Origin of the sequence: Maridesulfovibrio ferrireducens, from assembly GCF_900101105.1 — a bacterium.
GTDB lineage: Bacteria > Desulfobacterota > Desulfovibrionia > Desulfovibrionales > Desulfovibrionaceae > Maridesulfovibrio > Maridesulfovibrio ferrireducens.
Window position 1 is genome coordinate 235,817 of sequence record NZ_FNGA01000002.1, and the last position, 20,725, is coordinate 256,541.

The following is a 20,725-nucleotide window of genomic DNA, read 5'->3' on the forward strand; positions in this document are numbered from 1 at the left end:
CATGCGCTTATTTATCGCAGAAAAAAAAGACGTAGCTGAGGCAATCTCGATAGCTTTAGGTGGTCCGTCAAGACCTTCCGGAGCTTCATTTTTTATAAATGGAGATCATATTACTTGGTTATGGGGCCATGTTCTCCGATTAACTGACCCGGAAGAACATAACGAACAGTTCAAGAAATGGTCCCTCAGAGTACTGCCAATGGACTGGCCTATCAGCTATGCGCCGGAAGACAGACATATCGGTCACCTCAAAAAAGTAATTGAACTGGCCACCCAAGCCACTGAACTGGTCAACGCAGGTGATCCAGATCCTGAAGGTCAGAGGCTGGTTGATGAAGTCATCGAATACGCAGGACTTGAAGGGAAACCGATTAAAAGAATTCTGATTAATGACAACAACGGCCCTGCAATTCTCAAAGCTATTGAGAACATTGAGGACAACGAGAAATACAGAGGGCTGTCCATGTCAGCACTGGCGCGAGCAGTGTGCGACCAGCGTTATGGATATAACCTTACGCGCTGCTACACCCTCAAGGCTCGTGAAAAAGGTTATGACGGTGTGCTTTCTGTAGGACGTGTTCAGACTCCCATTCTTGGACTTGTGGTAGCGCGAGATCGTGCTCACGATGCGCATCAAAAACAAGCCTTTCACAATATCAAAGCCCAGATTGAAATGCAGGACAGCAGCAGCATGTCCATAACGGCTGATTATTTGCCGGCCGAAAGTGATCCTGTAGATGAAAAAGGACGCATAATTGATAGCGTCTTTGCCAGAAAAATTGTGAATGACATTCAAGGTCAGCCCGTTTCAATCTTGTCTGTAGAATCGGTTAATCGTAAAAACGAACCACCACAACCATATAACTTGCTGGCTCTCCAAGCTGATGCCGCAGGGTTATGGAACTACAAACCTAAGAAAGTACTTGAAATTACACAAAGGCTTCGCGATCGCTACAAGGCTATTACATACAATCGCAGTGACTGCCGCTTCTTAAATGACGAACGACATTCTGAAGCTCCCGGCTTACTGAAAGCTCTTTCGTCCGCATTTGGAGAAATGGCGGAATACGCTAATCCAAATATAAAAAGTAAAGCTTTTAATTCAAAAAAAGTCGGAGCGCATCACGCCATCATTCCCACAATGAACGTGCCAGACCTTAAGAAATTATCCGAAGATGAGCGCCGAATTTATGAACTGATAACAAAACTCTATATTGCCCAATTTTATCCTCCGGCAGAATTTACAACGACCAAAACACAACTGAAAATCGCCGGTCATAACTTTCTAGCTGAAGGTAGATTCAACATATCTTCAGGATGGAGAGTTCTAAATGAGGCAGACCTCAAAGAGTTTGAAAAGGCTGAAAAACAACAAGAACTGCATAAACTGCAAAAATCGGATTCCGGCACAGTAGAATATGCTGAAAGCATAAAAACTTTCACCAAACCACCAGCACTCTATTCCATGAAAACCTTGCTTAAGGATCTGACTGGAGTGGCCAAATATGTGACAGACCCTGAAATCAAAAAACTGCTCCTAGACAAGGACAGCGACAAACAGGATGAAGCCGGCGGAATCGGAACACCGGCCACAAGAGATTCACACATAGACACCCTTTTTAAACGTTCTTTTCTCGCAGAGAAAGGCAAGCATATCATCAGCACTGAGATCGGGCGCAGCTTCCATGACTCGCTGCCCGGTTTCGCAGTCAAGCCGGACATGACCGCCCTCTGGCATGAAAAGCAAAAAATGATTGAAGCCGGAAAACTGGACTACAAAGAACTGATTGCCGAGGTGGATAAATCCGTGGCTGTCGAGATTGAGCGCGTTCTGAAAAACGGTCTAAACCTCGACATTAAAAATGATGCTGTTCAATGCCCCAAATGCAAGAAAGGAATCCTTAAACTCAGAAAAGGCCCGAAAGGAAAATTCTGGGGCTGTTCTGCATATCCGGAATGCAATGCAATTATTCCCGACAAATCCGGCAAACCCAACATCACTGCTAAGCCTGCTAAAAAATTTACCGCATCATCAGAGCACCTTTGCCCTGAATGCGGCAAAGGACTCATACGCAGGCCGGCTAAACGAAAAGGAGTTTATTGGTGGTCGTGCAGCGGATTTCCCGAGTGTAAATTCAAGGCTTTTGACGAGAAAGGTAAACCTAAATTGGAAGAACAAAACCCTCTAACCACGGAGTAAAAAACATGTCCGACAAAGACGAAATCAAAAAACGTCTAGACGAACAGGCGCATCAAATCGACAGGGATTTAACTGAAAATTCCGGTGCGGCGCTTGAAATTGACCCGGAGCTTGCGGAACACATGGGAGCCTTTGAGGAAGATGCCATTTCCCTTGAAGAAGCCGAAGACGCCTCCTTTGATCCATTTGACGCTGAAGAAGACCCTGAACCGGAGGATTGAAGCCATGACAAAAGCTAAAAAACCATACTACCAAAAGTTCGCCGAAGATATCATTGAAAAACTGAAAGAAGGAACTGCGCCCTGGCAGCGTCCATGGAAGCCAGGCGAGTATCAGCCGGCCTTCAACCCTGTTTCCGGAACCGTCTATCGCGGCATTAATCAGGTAATGCTTGGAACAGACGGATTAAATGACCCAAGATTCATGACTTACAAACAAGCGGAATCTCAGGGTTGGCAAGTCAGTAAGGGTTCAAAGTCTCGAACCATTGTCTTCTGGCAAATGTCGCAAATCAACGTGGTTAAGGATGATAAAAACAAACCGGTTCGTGACGAAGAAGGAAAAGTTCTGACTGAACAAGTTCAGTTGTCAAAACCGATCCTGCGCTTTTCCAATGTATTCCACGCCAGCCAGATTGAAGGAATACCAGAATGGGAAGGCCGGGAAATATCATGGAATCCAGATGAACGAGCTGAATCCATTCTGCAAAATTCCGGTGCGAGTATCACTCATGACCAGCGCAACCGGGCCTTTTACGGGCTATCAACCGACGAGATTCACCTCCCTCCGCATGCGGCCTTTGAAAACTCCGATAGATATTACAGCACTGCTTTGCACGAACTCGGACACTGGACAGGCCACGAGTCAAGACTGGACCGTGAATTCGGCCCATTCGGATCAGAAATATATGCCAAAGAAGAGTTACGCGCGGAAATAGCAAGCTGGATGCTCAGCTCAGAGCTTGGGCTGGGCCATGATCCGGATCAGCACCTCAGTTACGTGGAGAACTGGGTAAAAGTTCTTGAAAAAGATCCCTTTGAAATTGTCCGGGCCTGCCAGAGTGCGGATAAAATCAAGAACTATACTTTGGACTTTGAAAAAGAGCGCAGCATGGAAAAAACCAAGGAGCAAGGCATGAACATGTCCGCACCTGACAAAGCAAAAATTGAACAGCGGGAATCAATGTCTGGAATTCCGAAAGACGGAAAAACATACCTTGAAGTCCCCTTCTCAAAAAAAGAAGAAATAAAAAAGCACGGGGCTAAATGGGATAAAGACAAAAAAATGTGGTTTGCTCCGAAAGGAAACGATCTTGAAAAATTGTCCAAATGGATTCCCGATAGCAAGACCATTGCTCCGCAAAAAGAAAACGCAAAACAGGAGCAAAATACAGATTCAACAAAGAATCTTGCCACGGAAAAAACTTATCTTAATGTGCCCTACAAGGAAAAATGGCAGGCCAAGAAACTCGGCGCACGCTGGGACAAATCTGCAAAACTTTGGTTTGCAGCCACCGGAACCGATCTGGAACAACTGTCCAAATGGATGCCAAAAGACAAAGCCATTGTGCCGGCAACAAACGCTGAGCAGGAATTTGCAAAGGCTATTCAGGAAGCCGGCCTTGATCTTCAGGGAGAGCTGCCCATCATGGACGGAGCTTTGCACCGCTTGCCGGTAATTGACGGAAAACTCAACTCCAAGGATGGAACCTACAAAGGATATCTTGACGGCCACCCTGCCGGATTCATCCAAAACCACAAGACAGGTCTTAAGATGAACTGGAAAGCTGAAGGTCATACTCTTACCGATGAACAAAAAGCAGAGTTAAAGGCTCAAGCCGCTCAGACAAGGTTGGAAAGAGAAAAAGCAATTAAAGAGCAATATGCAAACGCCGCCACTCTTTCAAAAGATAAATGGGAGGGAATTATTAAACCGGCAAATAAGGAGCATCCTTACCTCAGCAAAAAAGGAGTTCCGGGCTACGGACTCAAAGAAGATAAATTCGGCAATCTAGTTATTCCCGGAAAAGATGTGGACGGAAATATCCGCACTCTTCAAACTATCTCACCCAACGGTAAATTCTTTGAAAAGAATGCGCAGAAAGCCGGAACATTCCATATCATTGATCCAGAAAATAAGCTCAAAAATGGTAGCCCGATTCTCATAGCCGAAGGCTATGCCACCGCCGCCAGCGTTCATATGGCAACGGAGCATCCCGTAGCTTCCGCCTTTGATGCATCAAATCTTGAGCCGGTCGCAAAAGCACTGCATGAGAAATATCCGCAAAGTAAAATTATGCTCATGGCGGACAATGATTACCATCTTATGGAAAATGTAGGTGTGAAAAAAGCTGAAGCCGCAGCAAAAGAAGTAGACGGAATAGTCTTGATTCCAAAGTTCTCGGAGCAGGAGCGCAGCCAAAAGCTAACTGACTTTAATGATCTACATAAATCCAGTGGGTTGGATGCTGTAAAGAAACAACTCGCAGGGATTATGAAGGTGGTTAAAAAATCTGCAATTAAGAAAGTCGAAGGGAGAGCTATGGCAATGTAAGGAATGACGGTCTCTGAGGGGGAACCGTCTACGTATTTTCACTGATCTCTGCTGAAAAATTTCATCAACACCTGAATTCAATATATGATTCAGCTCGGTAAGGAACAATCTGACCGACCGGATCTTTGCCCAGTTCATAATTTTCAGGAGATTACACCTAATCTCTCAGGCTCGAAATGTCATTTTCAGTTATGTGATAAGAGCACTTGAGATCATCAATAGTTCTTTTTATTTCTTTGTCTTTTTTGAATAGCATTAAAAAATTGATATTAAGAAATATGAAAATTAAATTTATGATTTTTTGATAATATTAGCCCATCCAACGACATTATTCTTGCGAACTATTCCAGCATGTTTACCCTTATAACCAGAAAACACTTTTACCATTTTTCCGTCAATATTTTTTTGGACATACATTTTTTTCAAAGAAACAGTAAATGATTTACGCAAATTCTGTTCAATAAGCTCTATAGAATAGCCATCTTTACCAATTGGTGTCACGTTTTTTACAATAGCAACATGACCTACGTCGACAGAATTAGTCTTAAAGGACATAATAGAACCTTTAGTCGGAATCTTTATATTATCAGGAATATCCATGCTAGGCGTAAAGACTTCAATATCATAATTTGACCCTGCAAATTCATTCTTTAATTCATCAGATGTTGCAACAAATTCACCATTTTTCAATTCCTTACAGGGACTACCTGTTAATTCTGTAACGAGCTTTTTGACTAATCCAACACATTGAGTTGGAGCTACGTATTCACTAACATCCTTCCATGTTGCCGTTTTATAATCACCATCCTTTGCATTATAAACATTCTTCACATATGACGTTACAGCCATAAAATCACTATCTATTTTTTTCCCATAAATACTCTCAAAATCAGATTTAGAAATCTGGCCGGTTTTCTTTAAATACACATCACGTATCGTACCGTCCCAATCCTTCACCTTTACTAATTTAGAATAACTATCGTCTAACAATTCATTGCTATCAATAATTGACTCTATCTCTTTTTTTAGATTGTCTACTTTTGCCTTAGAATTGGTATCCCAAACCTTAATGTCTTTGACTACAGCATTTACGCGCTTAACAATTGTCTCCGCAGAAAAAATACTTTTAATTTCTTTGTTGGTAAAAAATAATTTACGTCCTGTTCCTTCAGTAAACTTAAATCTGTCTAAAATTTCACTTTTTGCTCCACCGAATAAACGGTTTATCACTTTTTGCGCAGTATTAGCTTCGCCATTATTAAATATTTTTAATGCATTCCACACAAAGTCGTTTCCATCCAACTGGAGTTCATTCATAATGAACTCTTGAACAAAAATATTCGAATCAAAATCACCATTCGGAATTACACGTTTTAAGTGATCAATTTCGTCTTTATGCTTACTGACATACTCATTTGCATCCTTCAGAAATTGAGGAACTTGCACCTTACCATCAGTTGTTTTATCAGACTCACGCATTTCTTTCCACAAAGGATCATCTTGTTTATTAAGCATCCCCTCTTTAACCATCAAAACAACCATAGCTTCATTAATTTTGTTTTGATCAATATCTTCATTTTTAGCATACTTTAAAATATTGAAGACATAAGAATTTTTATCAAAATTTGTAGATTTTGAAATTTTAAAGTCATCAGTATTAGCAACGTAGTTATTTTGATTCCCAGAGTTATCAGCTTGAGCCCCCCCTCCATTATAAGCCGAAGTATCACCAGCATCCTTTACAGGATCTACTGTTCCTGATGGTTTACTTGAGGTGGAATCTGTATTTGTTTTATCTGAATTACTGTCTATATTTTTGACACTTACATCTACATCATAATAAGAATTCTTTGCATATATATCTGAGATTAAGTAATCTTTCGCCAAAACAGATCCACTTGGATATCTAAGGTAAAAGTCAGCACTACTTGAAATTAATCCGCCATTAGTTTTTATATTAAAATCATCAAAGATAACTTTTTTACTATTAAAGATAATATCCAATTTACCGCTGTTAGATGCAATTAAATTGCGAGTAGACGTTGCAGAATACTTTCCTAAATACACAACTGATGCGGAAAGTGTTAGACTAGCATCCCCCCCCCTACCTTTTACAATAGATTCATAAACTGTAATTCCTCCTCCATCAGGACCTCCACATTCTATCACAACGTTTAGCCCATTGTTCAGAAAATTTGTTACCTGCGAACGTTTAATAACACTATGTAAGAAGCTAGAGGGCATATTTATTATAGGAGAACTCACTTCATAAGGAATTGGATAGGGAACCAGCATCCCTGAAATTTTAGAATAAATGCTATCGCTTACTATTTCCACTATAGCTGGATCAAACAAAACAGTTCCACGCTCACCACTGAGTGAACTAGCCTCAACATCCAAACCATCAATATCCAAATATTTAACCCCGGAAACCTCAATAAACCCGCCATTTCCATCATGAGCAGACGACGAAACATCTCCATAGGCAAACATATTGTTATCCGCCCAGAGCACTATCTTTCCGCCATCACCGTCAAACAGTGAATCGGATTTAATCACAGAGGAATCCATCATGGCGACATTAGTTGCGGTATCGAATTCATATAACTCTCGGCTTATTCCAAGTCTTTCATATGTCTCATCCGAAGCCCTGCCACCCAAATAATCTCCACCGATGAGAACCGTTCCGCCATCCCCATAACCAGATGCATCAATCAGAGCATTCTCAAGCCAGAGGTAATCCCCCATGATATGAACACGACCACCTGTTTTACCTGTAGCGTCAATATTGGCAGAAACTTCAACTTGCTTCCCTTCTATCTCAACAAAACCAGCATCGTCACTTTCAGTCTCGCCGGACACATCCACCTTACCGCTCACGGAAATCTTGATATCCTGATCCCTTTCTCCCCCGAAAATAACACGCCCGTTATGACGCTCAACGGTCCTTGCCTCAATAACGCCCGTACTACTCACAACGCCTTTAACTATTCTGCTCAGTTGTTGGGCTTTCAAAAGAACCAGCCCACCATCTGCCTGAATATGTCCTTCGTTATAAACTCCGGTTTCCTTTAAGATATTTCCTTCGGTGTCATATAGCTCACTGAGAGTCGCTTCTGAAACCGCAAAGTTGATTAGATTGTCACCGTAACCATCAAACTGAAAATTCTCTCCAGAGGCCAGTGCTATTCTCGAATATCTGCCAGCAATGATTCCCTCGTTTCTTACTATAGGGGCAACAAGAGCAGCAAAACCACAGTCAGCAACATTGATCATTCCTTTATTAATGATTTGTGCACCTGCGGTTCCAGGGATATTGAAATCCATATTCCCCTTCATAAATTTATCATTCATTATATCGCTGGTGGTAGCCATAAAGCCGGAGGTATCTATTCTGGCAGTGTCTCCGAAAACAAAACCATCTGGATTCACAAGATAAACCTGACCGTTTGCCTTGAGATTCCCCAGAATCTCCGAAGGAGAACCACTTCTAATCCTGTTAAGTATTGCAGAAGAAGATGAAGGTTGGTTGAATATTACTGATTCATGCTTTCCAATATCAAAAAAATTCCAATTGATAATTGCCCTGTCTGAATTTTGCTGAACATTCATAGTGTTTCCTGAGCTGCTTACACTTGCATCACCTCCTACAACTTGCCCCCCTTGAGGATTAGCTGACACTGAAAGCGGCACGCAAAAGAGCGAAAGTAACAACAAAAAGACTGCACAATAAGAGCTTGAAAATATTAGTTTAAGCATATGACAACCTATTAAAATGAATAAGTGAAATTGAAGAAGAGCTTGTCCACAAGGTGAGATCCTTGAACAGAAGCAGTTGGGCGGGCCCACTGGATATCAACGTAAATCCTGTCATCTCCGAGCATTGACGGGATAGATGGATAAAAACGCATACCAGCACCAAATGAAGACAAATCAGCTTCCTTTGGTGTTCCGGCCGATGGCTGGACATTTTTCACCCAGCCCCAGTCCACAAAAGTATAAGGCTGAATTGTTATCGTTTTATGTAGTTGAAAATTTTTGCGAATCTCAGAGATGGCTGAACAGCCAACCTCACCGGTTATGGCTCCAGAGTCATAAGCCCGGCCAAATCCAACCCCTCCCACAGCAAATTCCTCCCCTGAATACAAAGGAGATTCTGCCCACTGCGAATCGACAGCCGCATATATTGAAAAATTATAAGGAAGGCTTTGTGTGCGCGAAGCATAAAGATTGAACTTAAAAAAATTGGCTGAAACATTACTTCGGGAAGAACTGGAAGAATAATTTGTGGCACCGAATGCATCAATCCCAGTGGTCAGCCCTCCTAGGACCTGATTCATTCCGCCACTGGAATCGATCATATCCCAGTTAAAACCTGCGCGAAGTTTACGCACTCTGTCTTTACTGTTTGTTTCGGATAAAATGTAGGAGTAGCTATTACGGGATTCAAAATCAAATTCAAACGAGAGATTCTCTTCTCTCTGCCTAAGGATAGGATAACTTAACCCGAGTTTAAGAGTTTCACTATTACTGTTATATTTGAAAACTCTTGTAAATTCATTGTCGAGTTCATCACTTAAACCATATGCAAATGAGCCATAAAGTCTTAACCCACTTTCGAGCAGATGTGAGTGTTCATAGAAAACATTAAGATATTCCTTCGCTTCATCCGCCTGCCTGTACGTTAGTCTATCCTGACTACCTACGCCTGTAAGACCATTGACATTGAAAGATGCAGTATACTGGACAGGTCCGGCAGAATCAGTACCACGGTTATCAACTTTAGCTGATCCGCCAATGCTCTTTTGCTCAATTCTAATTGTGAGATTGGCTGCGCCGGAATTGCTCTTCGAAGCAGCGAGAGTTGAGGAGAGTTTCAGCCCAGGAATATCTCTTAAAATCAAGAGAGCTCTGATAACCTTACGGACACTAGCAGGTTTACTGGATATAATTTCGTTCTCAGCAGACTCCAACCTGTCCTTCATTTTTTCGAGTAAATCTTTATCTCCGTCGTAGTCTACATTATCGACATACCCTTCGGTAACTATGAGCTTGACGACTGCATCTTCTTCATCAACGTCCTGACGTGGTACCACAACATTGGATAGGACATATCCTGCCTTACCATACTTAACTGTAAGCTCTTGGGAAATCTCAAATATTCGCTTGGCCGGAACTTTCGTATTGAATAAATGTTTGTAGGGGGCAAGCAACTCTTCAGTTGTGAACACCGTATTTCCCGTAATCTCAATGCGATTCAGGAAAATAATCATCCCTTCTACTGACGGAGGCGCCTCGGTTCCGCGCATTTCTGGAAAAACAAGCTCAGGGCTGGACTTCGGATCTGGAACTTCAAAAACCCTATCTAAGTTGTCAATACGGTCTTGCGAAGGAATCGGAATCATTTCTGCATAACTGAAAGAAGTAGACACAAACAAAATAAAAACAAAAAAGAAAAGATACAATTTAGCCTTAAAAATCACAGCAACCAACCTATATAAACTAGCAAGATTTGTTTTTATTTAGAAACATTGATGATCCAAATGCAATAGCAATTATCCACCAGTTTCCTTAACCCATAATCAATTCAACTCAATACAAGCCATGTTGTTATATTTTCAATCAATAAAAAGTCAATATAAAATCACTAATTATCAACGATAAAAGCATGTTGTTCTAATATAATGAGTGATTCCGATTACAGCTATCTTGTCATTGTCCGTAACTTGCGTTTGCCCTTCCTACAAATCTCATTCCCCTTCATCACAACATTCGGCCCGAACACCCTCTTCGCCAGCTTCTCAGCCACAAGCCCAGCTTTCGGATCACTCATACTAAAAAAGATCTTATCCCCGTTATCTTTGACCATGCCACCACTTTCCAGCGTATAAAGAATATTCCCAGATGAATCGACACGCCAACTAAGCTTGTTTAACATCGGCTTTTCAGACTTGAACTCGCCATCTTTATCCTTCTCTCGGCGCTCAATTCTTTGGCTAATATTATAACGTTTTTTTTCTTCAGCTTGAAGCTGAAGCATCTTGGCTATAGAAATCAACTTACGCTTATCCTTCCAAGCTAGACTGGAATCCACACGGAACTGACTTTGTTTCAACTTCCAATTTGGAGCTGAAGGATCTGCTTTTACAAACTCAGCTTGCGGCTTGCTTTCAATAGGTTCCTTCTTAGAGCGTAAAACCTGCAAAGCAATTTCCTCTCCGTTTTCAGCTTTCCATTTAAGAAAGTCATTCCAGCGGTTAAAAGGACTTTGCTTTCGTACCTCTGCCCTTCTACTCGCAACATCCGCCTTTATTGCTTCAATAGTTTCAGTTTTCTTACCGGTTGCTAAAGCAAGCAATCGACTACGATCTTTCGGACTAAGTTTACGATCACGTTTAATTTCCTTGATCTTACTTCCCCAGAAAGCAGTGGCTTTATTCCACCGTTCATCTTGCTCAGCTTTGATTTCCTCATAGGCCTTCTTCCGGCCATCTATGGCCTCACGGTACAGGGAATAAAGCTCTCCCCGCTTTTTATGAAGCGGACGCGACACATACCTTTCCTGCTCATCTTTACTCTGCACAGCTGCAATAGGCTTTTGATATTGACCGAGCTTAGCTTCGAGCTTTCCCTTGGTAAAATTTCGATCCAATCTACTGGCTTTAACAGCAGTGTTGGAATGCTTATCTTTGATGATACAACCATTACCTCGAGCTTTAACCTCAATTCCGATTTGCGCCAGAGAGTTGTGGAAGTCCTGCCAGCTCTGCGCGTTATCCAGTGACTTAAAAATGAAGTCTTTTCGCTCCTTCACATAAGAATCAAAAGACTGCTGACCGGAATGCGCTTCATATGTTTCAGCCCTATCATTATTACGTTTTGGCTCCAGATTTTTTTGTCGGCCATTATCAAACTTCAAACCGAATTTCAGTTCCAGCTCACGATGCAACCGGTCACGCTTGAAATAGTCCCGATAAGGCTCATGCCTGGTGAGAGTTTCAGGATGAATCATATTGTAAGCAATATGCATGTGAAGATTGTTAGTATTTTTATGAACTCCACAATGGCGCTGGTGTTCTTCGAATCCTAGAACCTTGGCAAATTCCTTTTCAATTTCCTTACACTTCTCTGGAGTTAATAAAGCCTCATCTTCCGGCCTAAAGGACACAATCAGGTGATAAGTCTTTTCCTTTCTGGTGCGTTGGTTCAGATCCTGAGTATCCAAGACTTCCTGAACAGCCAACTGATAGTTATCCCCTGCCCAACAGCCATCATTCCAAGAATAAAGAGTCTTCTCCCCTTTGTTCTTGGCATCAGCAATATAATCGGCCAATCGCCGATAATTATCATTCTGAGGTTTACAGGATATCCTTCGGCTAATCATAAACTCATCACCTTCTCGCACAATTCCTTCTGTCGCTGCCGTAGATCTTTAAGCAACTTCTCAACATCAAGCCGGTGTTTGTCATCATCAAGAATCCACATCTTAAGCAGCCCACCCAAACGAGCAAGGTCTGCATTTATTTTTAACAATTCCCGGCGTGCCTGCTGATCCTCACGGCTCTTAATTTCATGGCCTAGTGTCAGACGTTTTATAAGTTCAGAGGCAGAAAGACTGCATTGTTGGGCTTTAGCCTTAATCTCGCAGTATTCTGCCTCTGAAACATATGATTTAAGAACTTTCTTTTTGGAAGGCATTGTACTTCCCGGATTCAGAATTTATTCCTTCCCAAACCAAGCTCACAGCATGGGAAAGATAGGACTTTGGAATATCTTCCAGCGATTCAATGCACATTTTTTTGCATGTGTCAGCAAGTAGCTCTTCACGAGAGTTTTGACCGCAATAAGCCCAGTAATCAAGCAGTCCATTAACGGGGGCCAGCTCATCCGCTGAGCAGACATTCACGCCCCGCATTTTGGGAGGAACCACACATATGCAGATATTGAGATAGGTCCATGCACTTTTCAAGGCCAACATATCCATGTCATAAATATCTGGGACTCTGATTGCCCCTTCGATCTGCCGTTTGCCCTGCTCCCAGCTAAAACCTTCAAGATAACACCAGTAGCGGGCCATACCCTCAAAAGACTTTACGGCTTCCGGTGTCGCCTTTTTGTACTGAATCTTCCCCTCTACCGGCGGAATCGTCAGCTTGGCCTCCATAGCATTGAAGGCTTCAAGAAATTTGATTTTCCACTCCATGGCCTTCTTGCCGGTAAATCCCATGGCGAGCAGGGAAAAACCGTCACGTGTCATGTTGAAAGAAAGTTGCTCTTTGTTCTGCAAATTTACATACGAGGACTCCTGAAAATTAAGGAATCTAAAATCATCTGGAATTTCCAAATCACTTATATCTCTAAGTACATTCTTGTGCAGCTTTCCAAAAAGTTCAGCCACTACAATAGAGGAAACCATAGGCTGATTGTTTTCCATCACCAATTCGACAACCACTCTTACGTCTTTGTTTTCACTACTCTTTTTGTTCATCACATATACTCCATATAGTTTGCAGTTTAACGTGGGCTCAAAATTTAGACCACGTTAACCGACTAAAATTAAAGACAATTTATGAGGACGGCTCAATTTTGAGCCGTCCTCATATTCAACGGGCTCAATTTTGAGCCCGTTGAACTCATCTAGAATATCCAGCTCATTTATAGACTAAAGAACATGAATTATCTTTAATTTCAGTGGCTTATTACGTTGAGCAGCAGGCGAATAAGACAACCTCAGCCCATAGGCTGGGCAGGGCGTAAGGTCGTCCACTTTGAAAAAGTGGGCCTACCTTACCTGTCCTGCCTCCGGACTCCGCAAGAGTATAAGCGATTTATAGAGATTTTTGCAATTTATTTAATTATTCTCGTAGTTTCTCGTAGTTTCTTGGAAAGTCGTGAAAAGTCTTGGAAAGTCTTGAAAAGTCTCGTTAGTTCGTGTTGAATTTTGGAAAACCCTTAAAAAACCAAAAGAAATTAAGACCATCATAAATAAACATTACTTTTTTTATTGCAAAAAACTATAAATCAACGCTACAGATTAAATCAGTAATAACAATACACCTTCTAAATCTAAAATTAATAGGTTTACGAGTATGTGCAGCTTTAATTTATAATTAAAAAGCATAATACTTTTTTGAAATGACATTAAAATTTAAATATAAAAATTAAAATAAAGGATGAAGCAATAAAATGATTAAAGGGGTAAAATACAACATCACAAATGACCAGGCAGTTATTACAATAACAAGAAATCTTATAAGCAAAGAACAGTCAGAACTAATTGCTATATTAAATTCAAAAAAGTTCTCAACAATAAAAATAAACTCAACTGTACCGTCTGCAACTCTATCGGCAGCCGACATATTATATTCTTTACTAAGTACAAAAAAAATAGAAAAATATGAATTTACAATTTCTAATTCAAAAGAAGCTGTTCCTTTTCTGTACTACAGTGATTTTTATAAAAATCATCTCACTCAAAAACAATCAAATGGCAAAATATATATTAACAAAAAGATAGTTAATCACGAATATATATATTCAGTAATAGAAAAAACAGGTGTTTATTCATGCTATAAAAGAAATTCATTATATTTAGGTCATGAATATAGAGATAAGGATTGGGCGGAATACTTTGAAAATGCAATATCTATTATAGATAATAATACTCAAATAACAATTAACTTGGCTAAATGTACATGGACTGACCCTCACCCATTTCTTTCACTCATACTCAAAGTCAAAGAATGGACCCACAAAAACAAAGAAATCACTATAGTATTACCAGATTGTCACACGCAATTTGCTGCGTACATAACTCAAGAAGGATTTCTTCAACAATTAATATCACATCCTAGTGAAAGAAAAAATAAAACAAAAGACAAAAACAATTGCCCTATCGATATAAAATCATACACAAATAGCGCACGAAAAAACAAAGATAAATTATCGTTTCACAATCAGACCTGCATTCCTGTTGAAATAATTCTACTTCCTTTTAACACACAAGAAATAACAGATAGACTGATAAGCGAAGCTAAAAACAGAGGATTAGAAAAATGTTTAGCCAGCAACTCTAAAACGCCCTACCTTGCTAACTCTCAATTCATTGTTCAAGAATTCAGACAAGCTTTAGCTGAGCTTTTAGACAACGTTAAAGACCATGCATACCCTCAAAAATATGGAACACCAAACTATGGAGCAGTATACGCTCGACTAAGATATGGGATAATTGAAAGTCCTAATCAAGACATTAACCGCCTTAAAAACCTATACAAAAAAGAACTACAAGCCAAGGTTGGATTTCAAAAAGGTGAAATAGAACAAACAGGTTTTTTAGAGGTTTTTGTTTCTGACACAGGTCGTGCTTTCTGTGAAAGTTTAAAAAAGAAAAACAACTCAGACTGTGGTCGTAAAAATATTTTTCTTCAATATTTTAAAAAAATAACTAAAGATAAACAGAATAGTGCGCGAGCAGGTTCTCCATCAAAAAGAGGCCTAAGCTACATAGCAACTATGCTAGGATATAGATGCGGAGAAATACGAATTTTTAGTGATGGACTTTTCGCAGGGCTTAACTTTAACAACTTAACGTCTGAAACGGGAATATCCACTGCAAACTATTTTCCACCAAAAGGGGCACACATAACCCTTCGTATTAGTAAGTGGAAATCTCATGGAACACCAATTAATCTTAATAGTAAAACTTGGAAGATTGAAAAACTAGACAAAGAAAATATTGGCAATTCCTTAATAATGAAAGCGTATCACGCAAACAGTCTTAAAGAGATACAACTCCCTCCCGACACCCCCCCCTTGGAAGAAATAAACATTCTGTGCATTGATGATTTAGCTGAAGGAATCACAGAATCTAGCGATTTTGAACCTAACTATACAGTGTCATGCGATACCCCCCATAGAGTCATCATGTGGAGACCCAAAAAAAATATCAGCAGGCGCGAACTTCTTTCACGTTCAGTTTATTTAACACAAAAATACAATTGCTCAAATTTACTTATCGCAGATCAAGATTTATCACACAGCTTGATGACTTTAACCGTTTTTGAATCAATAAAAAAAGAATCTATAGGCAACATAAAAAATTTAGTCATTTTATCAAGCAACTATTGCCATATAGAGCTGAACCTTTCAGATATTAAAAACAGCTGCACTCTTGAAATCAATAAAAAAAGAAATTGTTTATTAAAGAATTTACCAGAATTAACTATTGCCCATATAGTAAACGCCTTAAAAAGATTTGACACTCACTTGTTGATGTTAGAAACAGCCACAAAAAACACATCAAAGGAGCATATTCAAAATTATTGGGTAGGTCCTGTTAAATGGTCTTCTGTAGACCAAAAAGACACTGAACTTAAGCGCTACATAGACTTCAACGCAACACTTAATAATAGAATCTGTCAATGGGTATACAGAAGAAGCTTGTCAAGATTTTTAGCATACTGTTCGACCAACTCTAGACCTCACCCAACAGATCATTATATTGACAAGCTAGTTCACAATTATAGTTTTTACAACAATGACACTATCAACAATTCTAACCCTGAGAATAGCGATTTAAAGATAATTTTAAGCAGTATTGTAATTACAGGTGGGACAGTCAACAACAGGATTATGTCTAATCAAAAAAACAAACGGAATATTCTTTCATGCGTTTTCTTTAAATCTGACAATCCGCGTGAAATATCACATCCAGATGAAGGACCATACTACTTGCTATGCTGGTCACAAGATAGAACTGATTATTTAATTAAAACCCGTGACGATGAACCTTATTATAGAGTTATTGACAGCCCTGCTATTAGCCCCATTGGAAACAAAGAATGGTGTCTTGCCCGCGCCATTTCACCTACTCAACAGAGTGAAACTACAAATAGTTGCTGTGAAAACCAACCCCATAAAAACAAATTCAACTATGCTTATGGAAATTCACCAGAGACCCCACAAGGCGTAGGACCGCGCCAGGTTTACCGATATTGGCAAACTAATGGCTACCTTAAATTCGGACACTGGCAATCAGGAGGACACCACGATTGTATTGGTGTTAACGTCTTAGACGCAGTACAAATGGACTCGGTCCAACAAGTAGGTCACTCTTGGGAATATATCGAATCTCATCTTGATAGAGTTTTTAGTAACAAAGATTGTAAAAAATTTTCTAAATGTGACATGCTTGTGTGTCTTTCAGGTGAAATCAGCCAATTTGTACTAAAACAAATACACAGGCGAAAACAATTTCGCGATTTTGAACTAACAAACAATTTATTAAACGAAACAAGAATTGCTACACTTTCTACAATTCAAGGGCATAGGTCTGCTACAAGACTAAGAATCAACCCGATGGACCTAAAAGAGTTCACGGATAAGGTTGACCTCATTTCAACGTCTAAAGGTGGAAAGCAAGTAAATATACTGCTATTCATGCCTGTTATAACCTCGATCAGATCTTATCTTGAGCTAACTGAAGCGATAAACTCTTCGTCTGAAAAATTAATTAAATCTATCTCTAGTTTTTCATTACTAGATCGATCCCGCATGCCAAATTCACAATCCCAAGAATCAAAAAGTGAACCAAGACACGTACAACACTCCCGCTTATGGCGACTTGATATTGATTGTTTAGCCCCAGATTCAGGCAGTAGTGAATACTCTGAAGACTGCCCCTTATGCAATGCATATGAATATTTTACAACTTTATTATCTGTCGTAGACAATATTAAGGTAAAAAAACAAATTAAGAAATGGATTAGTCATGTAGAACCTCGCAGAATAAATGGAATTAATGCATACCAAGATCATTATATTTCAAAAGAACCACTAAGTTGGAATAAAGAGCTAAGACTTTTCTTAAAAAAGCCCAAAGATAATAATTTTAAAAAATATACTGAAAAAATCAAAATCATAACCCCTGTAGGGCTAGCAGCAATTCTTACCGAGCTAATTACAATATCGGGAGATTACACCCTTCCAGACAAAAGGATTGCTGAAATTCGTAAAGAAATGATAAATCATGAGACAAACTCTCCAGAATATGCAAACCTAGTAGACACCATTATTATCACACTTGTAACGATACTCATGTACTTACGGCTAGACATGAAAAACAACAGAAAAATTCATTTGTTAAAAAATCTTTTGACGGCATTGCACCAAGCTTACAGACCGTCACGTGCAACAGCTTTTGCTGTAGCATTACTCTCAACCTTAGATTCATATATATCTACAGAACTAGTTTACTACCTTTCTGAAAGACCAAACAACTTTAGCAAGTCGACAGAACAAACTGACGATCATTCCGAAAATCGCAATTATACTGGAACTCTAATATTAAAAGAGTCATCTAATGTTGACTTTCACCTTGGGGTTTCGATCATAATTAAAAGAAGTAATAAAGATAAAGTATTCTCGAAAGACATACCAGGAGTGATGCCACGCTTATATTCTCTTCTTAATTTAACCGCAAAGCACAGCAGTACATATATAGATAATTTACGGATATTATTTGAAGAGATTGGTTACCGAGTGGGCATAATGCACAAGTCTTACCTTCAAACATTATTAGAGAGTGAAATAACTAGCATTCCACCGCATGCTGCTATCATTTTGCAAAAAATAATAGCGACAATGGAAAACATTAAAAAAATGCCAACAGATCTCCCACACACCTTTGATGCAGTGTTCTTTAAAAACATACTAGAATCAATTAGGAAATGTGTTGAGGACAATAATAGTGAGGAATGCTTTAACATTATTTACGAAAACAACGGGAACAGTTTATTTAAGAAACTTAAAGATTACTTTTGCTTCAACTATTTTGCGTTTGAAACTTTTATCTTATCAAGTACAAACAAATCTTTTTCTGAAAAATTAAACAACAATGAGATAAATTCAACACCAAAATCAACCAAAAACGATAAATGTCCAGTTTCTAAACAGCCAACCATAGTTATTAAAAATAGAGATAGCGCCCAAGAAATTACTAAGGTCCAGGGATTAATGACAAAAAATACCGAAAGTCTTATAAACGAATTCATATGTAATGCTCGAAGACATTACAAAAACAACTCACTCACTGATGAGCACAAAATTAATATCTTTGTCCAACTTCTCGAAATTCCAAAGTCCACAATGGGAAAGTTCGTAGCCATAGAGATCACAAACACTTATATACATAACGAAAAAGTAAAAAAAGAATATATAGCAACAGTTCATCATTTGAAATTTGAAGAACAGGGAGGGAAAGTTATTATACCAGAGCAGCCCATAGCAGATTTATACACTGTAAAAATAATTCTTCCGACTCTAAACTCTATTCAACGAGGCTAACCATGGGACGATATAAAATATTTATAATTGATGATTCGTACACAGAACGCGCGTCTTTATTTAAAAAAATAATTGATAACTCTTCGCTGCTATCAAATAATTATGACATTGAATATAATATTGTAGATGAAACATCTTCACCCGTGCAGCCCATTTTAGACCGCGCACAATCAGCGGACCTTATACTATTAGACATGTTTCTCTCTGACAATAGTGATGAGCCCTTTCAAATAAAACAGAAAGATAAATATATTAATATCTTGGATAAACTTGGGCAAAAAGAGATAATTGCTCCAATTTTTATTGTATCTGAAATGTGGGGTAAGGATCAATTACGTAACTATAAATCAAGTTTAATTAATAGACATGTACAAGGGTCTATCAATGTAAGAGAATCTGTAATATCAGATGCAAAATATTTGGACCAATGCTCTACAAATATAACGAATGCTATTATCCGAAGTAAAGGAGGTCATTACATTGATATTTCACAAAATGCCCCGCTTAAAATAATTCATTTAAGTGATTTACAATTTGGAGGAAAGTGGACCGGTGGAGACTCTTTAAAAACCAAAGTTCAAGAGGATGTACGACTAAATCTTTGCACTGAAATTGAACGACATATTCACAGAGGGGCTCCTCTTCCTAATGCTCTTATTATTTCAGGAGATATTGCCCAAACGGGATCTCTAGAAGAATATATAGCCGCAACAAACTTTATAAAAGAATTGCTAAAAGAAATAAACATCCCGCAAGACTCATGCTTTATTTGCCCAGGAAACCACGATGTGCATATACCATCTACAGGAGAACCGTACTTAAAATTCACTCCTCCAAGCGATGATGATCAAAACACTAGATTAGAACTGCTTAAGGAAAAGGTAGATGGCAGTGCCCCAGAAATAAACCGTGGTTTATTGAACTTTCGTCAGTTTGCTTATTCATTAACACGAAAGAGAGAGTGGTCACTCGATTTTTCTAACTTAGATCAAGAGGAAGGAAATACTTTCTTTCATAGTCCTTTATTTTCTTTTTATGGACTCAATATATTTGGACTAAACACTGCAAATGAGATTAGTTACCAAACTAGTGATTTCAAAAAAGGAGAGATACTTGGGTACCCCGCTAAACTCTTTAAAAAACAACTAAAAAGATACAAAGAATCATACCCAGAAAATCTTAACGTAATAATTTCACACCACCCAATAATTAAGCACTCAACAAATAAAACAATTTGTGAACAATTACCTGAAGGAACAAAAAATATTTTCCTTTTTGGACATAGACACGAAAACATACAGGGTATTAATATTCCAGATCAAGGAGCAGAAGGATTTATATATTCGTGTGCTCCAACTCTCACACTTGACCCCAAATATCGTGAAGCACACGTCCCAGCAGGATTTAACTCTATCTTGATAGAAAGAGATAAAGGAATTCCTGTCAAAGTAACAATAACGCAACACATCTCTACAAGTCAGGATGGATTCATAACAAAGGAAATGGAACCATATAACATAACAAATTAAATTATAAATCTGTCCCAGAGAATCCCTCTAGTTTATAGAACATTATGGGGGTGACCACAGCTAATTGTGTTGTGGATCTTATAGATATGAACATTAAAAC

10 protein-coding genes are annotated in these 20,725 nt (G+C 39.1%); 5 read left to right on the forward strand and 5 right to left on the reverse strand.

The features are described 5' to 3' along the window. Nucleotide 1: 1 nt before the first annotated feature. The 3 genes from BLT41_RS05920 to BLT41_RS05930 are packed head-to-tail and all read left to right on the forward strand — an operon-like array spanning nt 2 to nt 4,753. Complete coding sequence (locus tag BLT41_RS05920) at nt 2-2,200, forward strand: DNA topoisomerase (protein WP_092159273.1); 2,199 nt, start codon at nt 2-4, stop codon at nt 2,198-2,200. A 5-nt stretch (nt 2,201-2,205) separates the two neighbouring features. Further along, a complete protein-coding gene (locus BLT41_RS05925; RefSeq protein ID WP_092159275.1) occupies nt 2,206-2,421 on the forward strand; it encodes a hypothetical protein in 216 nt (71 codons plus the stop codon). Between the two features lie 4 nt (nt 2,422-2,425). After that, the gene (locus BLT41_RS05930) at nt 2,426-4,753 is read left to right on the forward strand and encodes a zincin-like metallopeptidase domain-containing protein (protein WP_092159277.1); all 2,328 of its coding nucleotides are present in this window, start codon (nt 2,426-2,428) and stop codon (nt 4,751-4,753) included. 291 nt (nt 4,754-5,044) lie between these two features. On the opposite strand, the gene BLT41_RS05935 is transcribed toward BLT41_RS05930, so the two are convergent. The 5 genes from BLT41_RS05935 to BLT41_RS05960 form a co-directional block, all read right to left on the reverse strand. Next, nucleotides 5,045-8,512 (reverse strand): two-partner secretion domain-containing protein, encoded by a 3,468-nt coding sequence (locus tag BLT41_RS05935; protein ID WP_092159279.1) that lies wholly within the window; start codon nt 8,510-8,512, stop codon nt 5,045-5,047. A gap of 11 nt (nt 8,513-8,523) precedes the next feature. Then, complete coding sequence (locus BLT41_RS05940) at nt 8,524-10,236, reverse strand: ShlB/FhaC/HecB family hemolysin secretion/activation protein (protein WP_092159281.1); 1,713 nt, start codon at nt 10,234-10,236, stop codon at nt 8,524-8,526. Between the two features lie 221 nt (nt 10,237-10,457). Next, nucleotides 10,458-12,137 (reverse strand): TraI/MobA(P) family conjugative relaxase, encoded by a 1,680-nt coding sequence (gene traI, locus BLT41_RS17625; RefSeq protein WP_244512203.1) that lies wholly within the window; start codon nt 12,135-12,137, stop codon nt 10,458-10,460. After that, nucleotides 12,134-12,451: a plasmid mobilization protein gene (locus BLT41_RS05955; protein WP_092159283.1), complete on the reverse strand. Its 318-nt coding sequence runs from the start codon at nt 12,449-12,451 to the stop codon at nt 12,134-12,136. The genes traI and BLT41_RS05955 overlap by 4 nt, the downstream gene beginning before the upstream one ends. After that, on the reverse strand, nt 12,426-13,241 hold the full coding sequence (locus BLT41_RS05960) for a Rha family transcriptional regulator (protein WP_092159285.1): 816 nt from the start codon (nt 13,239-13,241) through the stop codon (nt 12,426-12,428). Before BLT41_RS05960 ends, BLT41_RS05955 begins: the two co-directional genes overlap by 26 nt. Nucleotides 13,242-13,939: 698 nt before the next feature. Between BLT41_RS05960 and BLT41_RS05965 the strand changes: the two genes are divergently transcribed. Then, on the forward strand, nt 13,940-19,096 hold the full coding sequence (locus tag BLT41_RS05965; RefSeq protein WP_092159287.1) for a hypothetical protein: 5,157 nt from the start codon (nt 13,940-13,942) through the stop codon (nt 19,094-19,096). Nucleotides 19,097-19,098: 2 nt separating this feature from the next. Next, a complete protein-coding gene (locus tag BLT41_RS05970) occupies nt 19,099-20,625 on the forward strand; it encodes a metallophosphoesterase family protein (RefSeq protein WP_092159289.1) in 1,527 nt (508 codons plus the stop codon). Nucleotides 20,626-20,725: the final 100 nt, after the last annotated feature.

Bases quoted from the DNA above. Each gene is read 5' to 3' on its own strand.
- BLT41_RS05920 (WP_092159273.1), top strand. From the start codon at position 2: ATGCGCTTATTTATCGCAGAAAAAAAAGACGTAGCTGAGGCAATCTCG.
- BLT41_RS05925 (WP_092159275.1), top strand. From the start codon at position 2,206: ATGTCCGACAAAGACGAAATCAAAAAACGTCTAGACGAACAGGCGCAT.
- BLT41_RS05930 (WP_092159277.1), top strand. From the start codon at position 2,426: ATGACAAAAGCTAAAAAACCATACTACCAAAAGTTCGCCGAAGATATC.
- BLT41_RS05935 (WP_092159279.1), bottom strand. From the start codon at position 8,512: ATGCTTAAACTAATATTTTCAAGCTCTTATTGTGCAGTCTTTTTGTTG.
- traI (WP_244512203.1), bottom strand. From the start codon at position 12,137: ATGATTAGCCGAAGGATATCCTGTAAACCTCAGAATGATAATTATCGG.
- BLT41_RS05955 (WP_092159283.1), bottom strand. From the start codon at position 12,451: ATGCCTTCCAAAAAGAAAGTTCTTAAATCATATGTTTCAGAGGCAGAA.
- BLT41_RS05960 (WP_092159285.1), bottom strand. From the start codon at position 13,241: ATGAACAAAAAGAGTAGTGAAAACAAAGACGTAAGAGTGGTTGTCGAA.
- BLT41_RS05965 (WP_092159287.1), top strand. From the start codon at position 13,940: ATGATTAAAGGGGTAAAATACAACATCACAAATGACCAGGCAGTTATT.
- BLT41_RS05970 (WP_092159289.1), top strand. From the start codon at position 19,099: ATGGGACGATATAAAATATTTATAATTGATGATTCGTACACAGAACGC.